The 4,973-nt window shown below is 66.8% G+C and carries 4 protein-coding genes and 1 pseudogene; 3 read left to right on the forward strand and 2 right to left on the reverse strand.

Annotation, left to right across the window (positions count from 1 at the left end):
• A pseudogene (locus ACIQ6O_RS12825) lies at positions 1-447 on the reverse strand (hypothetical protein); the annotation flags it as partial.
• Positions 448-543: 96 nt separating this feature from the next.
• Positions 544-3,279: a prolyl oligopeptidase family serine peptidase gene (locus ACIQ6O_RS12830; protein WP_396208184.1), complete on the reverse strand. Its 2,736-nt coding sequence runs from the start codon at positions 3,277-3,279 to the stop codon at positions 544-546.
• 168 nt (positions 3,280-3,447) lie between these two features.
• Between ACIQ6O_RS12830 and ACIQ6O_RS12835 the strand changes: the two genes are divergently transcribed.
• From ACIQ6O_RS12835 to ACIQ6O_RS12845, 3 genes are all read left to right on the forward strand, one after another.
• Positions 3,448-3,942, forward strand: coding sequence for a DUF4334 domain-containing protein (locus tag ACIQ6O_RS12835; protein WP_396208185.1), 495 nt, complete (start codon positions 3,448-3,450; stop codon positions 3,940-3,942).
• 90 nt (positions 3,943-4,032) lie between these two features.
• A complete protein-coding gene (locus ACIQ6O_RS12840; RefSeq protein ID WP_396208186.1) occupies positions 4,033-4,365 on the forward strand; it encodes a DUF6364 family protein in 333 nt (110 codons plus the stop codon).
• A gap of 69 nt (positions 4,366-4,434) precedes the next feature.
• Positions 4,435-4,845 carry a type II toxin-antitoxin system VapC family toxin gene (locus tag ACIQ6O_RS12845; RefSeq protein ID WP_396208187.1) on the forward strand — a complete coding sequence of 137 codons (411 nt, stop codon included), beginning with the start codon at positions 4,435-4,437 and terminating at the stop codon, positions 4,843-4,845.
• Positions 4,846-4,973: the final 128 nt, after the last annotated feature.

Here is a 4,973-nt window from a genome sequence, read left to right on the forward strand (position 1 = left end):
GTGCGGGCGTTCCCAGCTATTCTCGGGGTTCGCGCCATTGGTCGCACAGAGTACCGGGAAGATCGGTAACTCTCGGCTCGCCTCGTGGAAGTTCTTGAGGTCGAGGGCATAGTCCCACGCCTGGTTGTAGTCGTTCTTGGTGTAGCGATGCTCGCCCACCTTGAACTCGATCGGCACGACCGCAGAGTTGGCGAGGACCACGCCGTCAATACGGCTACCAAGGCGCGGCACATCGAACTCGAGGAACAGCGACCCATCGACACCGGGGAGTGTGCGCTTGAGCACCCGCACCTGTTCCTTCCACGCTTCCGTTTGCGCCCCGTCGATTGTGAGGCCGCTACCACCCGCGAGGTGTCCCAGTACAGTCGCCTCGTCGGTATCGAGAAACTGCGGGATTGGCGACGCGTAGAATGCTGACTGGCGCGCATTGTCATTCGGTGCGGTCATGTCGGGAAGCTAGAGGCGCTGGAACCTGGTTCGCCAGGGGAGTGCGAGCTGGCGTCGGGCCACGCCGCGGACGTGATGTCGACCGCAACCCACCCCCTACTTGTTCGCCTCCAGCATCGCGCGCCGCTCGAGCGCCGTCTGCCCGCGTGTGATCCACGCCGGCGCCGCGTCCCCCTTGAGGTAGTGCCCGAACCACTGGAGGATGCGCGTCTGGTAGTCGCGCTGATTCTCCTTCTTCGTGAGGCCGTGCCCCTCACCCGGATACTGCAGCAGCACCACCTGCTTCCCGGCACGGCGCGCGTAGTTGTAGAAGAGCGTGCCCTGTCGCGGCTCCACGGTCCCGTCTTCGCTGCCGATCATCACGAGAATGCTCTTGGCCGGCATGCGGTGCACCGTGGTGAGCGGGGAATTCGCGAGCATCGCGCCGAAGTCCTCCCACGGCGCGACCTGCATGCGGAACTGCCCTGTCTCCCAGTGGTCGAACTCGGCACTGCCGCCGCTCCAGTGCAGCTGCCCCGCGAAGCTGATCATGTCGGTGATCCCCGAGCCCACGATCGTCGTGGCGAACAGCTTCGAGCGTGTGCCCAGAAACGCCGCCTCGTAGCCGCCCTGCGAATGGCCCACATGCCCCACGCGCGCCGGATCCACGTGGCCGCGCGCGAGCACGGCCTTCACCGCCCCCTCCACCGCGTGCTGCGTGCCGAGCCCCGGCTCGCGCGGGCGGAAGACGATGTCCGGGTGCAACACGAAGTACCCCTGCTGCGTGAAGACCGTCGTGTTGTAGTAGTTCGTCTGGTTCGGCGCGATGTAGTTGTGTAGCCCGTCCGTGAGCCGCTCGTAGGTATACACGATGAGCGGATACTTCTTCGACGGGTCATAGTTCGCGGGATAGTAGAGCAACCCCTGTAACGACTGGCCGATCGTGCTGCGGAAGTCGATGAGCTCGACCTTACCCCACGCATGGTTCGCCTGGAACGGGTTGGTCGCCGTCACGGCCTTCGCCGACGCGACATCGGGGCCCACGAATACGTTCGGCGACGTGTCGTAGCGGCCGCGCACGTACCCCATGACCGCGGCGCTGTCGGCACGCACGAGTGCACGGTACGCGGCATCCCCGTAGGCGAGACGTTCCACCGTGCCGTTCGCGAGACGGCGCGCCCACCCGCTGGCCTTCGTGCGGCGGCCGGTGAGCGTGAAGTACACGGGCGACGCGAGATCGACCGCGCGCTCGGCGACACCGGCGCCGACCGGCGCGAAGGACTGCAGCCGATACCGGATCCGCTCCGGCGCCCCGTTGGTGAGCCGCACCGCCGCGCCGCCGGTCACCGGCAGCTGCCAGACGTCGTGCGTGTCGTGCACGAGCAGCGACGTACCATCCTTTGCCCACCCGGCGATCGCGAACTGGTGCGGAATCGGGCTCGGATGATCATCGTCGTGATCGACGAAGTCGGCCCGGCCGCTGCGCGTGATGGTCGCGGTGAGATTGGTACGCCGCCCGGTCACGAGCTCCACCACCCAGTAGTCGCGCCCGTCGCCATAGGCCACGTGCGTGCCCGTGGGGTTGCCGCCGTACCAGTGCGCCGTGCGCGTAGCGACCTTCGTGCGCGCACCGGTATTCGCGTCGATGGCGTACACGTCGGTGACATTGCGCCCGAACTTCATCTCCCACGGGTACGGCTTCGTGTCGGCCTCGGTGACGAAACGCCCCCCATCGAGGACCGTCGCGGTCTCCATCAGATCGGTCGTGAGCGGCAGCAGATGGTTCGGCGCGATGTGCCACGCCGCCACGAGCGTGCGGCGCAGGTCGGCTGCCTCCTGCGCCATCTGCTGCCGGAACATGCGCACGTCGTTCGGGTGCCAGATCTCCACGTCGCTGGGCTTCTCCTCACTCTTCTTGAGCGCGGCTGCCTGTGGCTCACGCGGACGCAGACCGACGAACAGGGTGCGGCCGTCCGCGGACCACACCGGACGGCGGTGCTCGGCGATGCGCATCCCTTGCGGGAACTGGACCGCCCTCGTCGCGTCGAGCGTCGTCGGCAAACACGCGCATGACGCACTCACGTCGCTGAACAGATGCACCACATGCGCCGTGTCGCGGAACGCCGGGTCGGGGCGGGATTGCAGCACCGCAAGATCACGTGTGCCCATGCGCCACGCGAGCGCACGGAAGGGCGACGGACCCGCCGCGAGCACCTTGAGCGTATTCGTCGCCGCATCGTAGAGCTGCACACTCGAGCCGCTGCCCGCCTCTCCCTCGATGGCCACCGCCAGCAGCGAGCCGCGCTCGCTCCACACCTGCTCGCTGACCTGCTGCAGCGTGAAGCGGCTCCCCGTGGCGAGATCGTATACGACGACATCGCTGACGCGCTTGCCTTCGGCCGGATAGCGCGTGGCCGCGGCAAATCGGCCGTCGGCGCTGAAGGTGAACGTCTGGATGTCAGGTTCCGTGAGCAAGGCACCGGCAGCGAGCGGACGCAGCACGAGGCTCGTGCGCACCGGCTTCTTGGCGGTCGTGAGACTGTCCCGCTTCGTGGGCGAGACGCCCACCAGATAACCCACCCAGGCATTGGTGGCGGTGAAGGCCGGCTGCGTGGCGTAGGGAACGATGATGGTTGTGTCGCGCGGGCCGCCACGCAGTTGGAGCTCGTTCTCTTCGTTCACACGACTGATCCCGGTGGCCACCCAGTCGCCGCGCGGCGAGAGGCGGAACTGCCCCACGGTCTGCCATTGGCCATAGTCGGCCGGGCTGAGCAGGGGCTTGGCCTGCGCCGAGAGGGCGACGGGCGCGAGGACGAAGGGCGTGAGAACGAGGCCGGCGAGGAATCGGCGCATGGCGGGCGTGGAGAGATGGCCTGAAGACGCAGGAATGGCGCGGGAACGTAGCACCCGGGCGACACCGACGGCGACCCATCGGGTCTATCGCCGCGAGGTGCGGGCGTCCAACATCATCCTGCCGGTTGTGACGAGGATTCACCCCTGACGCCGACCAACACGCGAATCATGACACAGACCGAGGCGTTGGCATTCTTCGACGCGCTGCCGGCGGTGACCACGCAGGAGATGCATGGCCACTGGCGTGGCTCCGGTGTGCCGACCGGTCACGACATGGACGGTCTGCTCGAAGCCTACGCGTGGTACGGCAAGGCGTTCGAGAGCGACGAGGCGGTACACCCGCTCGTATTCCGGGATCGCGCCGGACAGCCGTACGCCATCGATCCGCGGCGGATTCCGCTCTCGCTGTCGCGCTACCACACACTCTCGCGGCATCCGGTGTCGCGCACCCTGTTCACCCTCGCCACCCCGCTGCTCCGCACGCGCCAGCCGCGGGCCCGGTTGCGAGCGATGACGTATCGGGGCGTGACGACGGCGGCGATGGTGTACGACCATCTGCCGATCATCGATCTGTTCCGGCGCATCGACCACCGCACCGTGTTCGGGCTGATGGACATGCGCGGCGCGGCGCCATTCTTCTTCCGGTTGGAGCGGGATACATGACCGGCGGCCGACCCTGATGTTTCCACCGCAACTGCGCTCGCGTGTGGAATTGCCCTGACGCGATTATATGCGCATATTTTTTCTTCAACTATGCGCATAGGTGGACCGTTGTCGAAACCTCCCAAAGGTCGCGTTCGCGAGACCGTCGCGTCGCCGTACGCTGCACAGACCCGTCGCGCGACCAATCTGACCCTCTCCCCTGAAGCCATGGAGAAGGCGGACAGAGTGGCCGCGGCGCGCGGCACCAGTGTGTCTCGCCTCGTCGACGATTTGCTGAGTGCGCTCCCCGATGCGGAGGCCCGTCCGTTGGCTGACGAGCTCACACCGGCCGTCCGTCGCCTGCTCGGCGTGGTACGCGACTCAGCGCTCACGGAGCACGACTATCGGCAGCACCTCGTTCGCAAGTACGGAGCGCGAGAGTAGGTGCCGACGCGCAGGGTACGTGAGCCGGTTCCTCCCAAAACGGGCAAGGGATCGCGCGGCACTCCGGTCGTGCTGATCGACACCAACGTGGTGCTCGACCTGATGCTCGACCGGGCGCCGTGGAGCAACGATGCCGCACGTCTGTTCACGGCGGCACACCAGGGTGTCCTGGATGCGTGGGTGTCGGCACACGCGCTCAGCACGGTGCACTACATCGTCGAGCGAGAGCGGGGGCGCCAGGTAGCGGCAGCGGCGATTGCCGACCTGCTCTCGATTGTGCGCGTGGTGCCTCTCGATGGGGCCGCCTTTCAGCGAGCACTCACACTTGGGATCTCCGACTACGAAGACGCACTGCAGGTCGTCGCGGCTCTGGTTGTCGATGCACGGTGTGTGGTCACGCGCAACGCGCGCGACTTCAAGAGCGCGAGCGTCCCGGTGCTCGCGCCTGCCGAAGCGCTGGCCGTGTATAGCCTTCGCTGACTACGACACGCGTGCACAGGACCGGCACACCAAGTGCCTTGAGATACGCGCCGGGATGACCAAGGCTACTGGAAGGCCGTGGAGCGGTACATCGCCGAGCGATCGGAGGCCACCTTCACGCATAGCAT

It is taken from the genome of Gemmatimonas sp. (assembly GCF_044345575.1).
Classification (GTDB): Bacteria; Gemmatimonadota; Gemmatimonadetes; order Gemmatimonadales; family Gemmatimonadaceae; genus Gemmatimonas.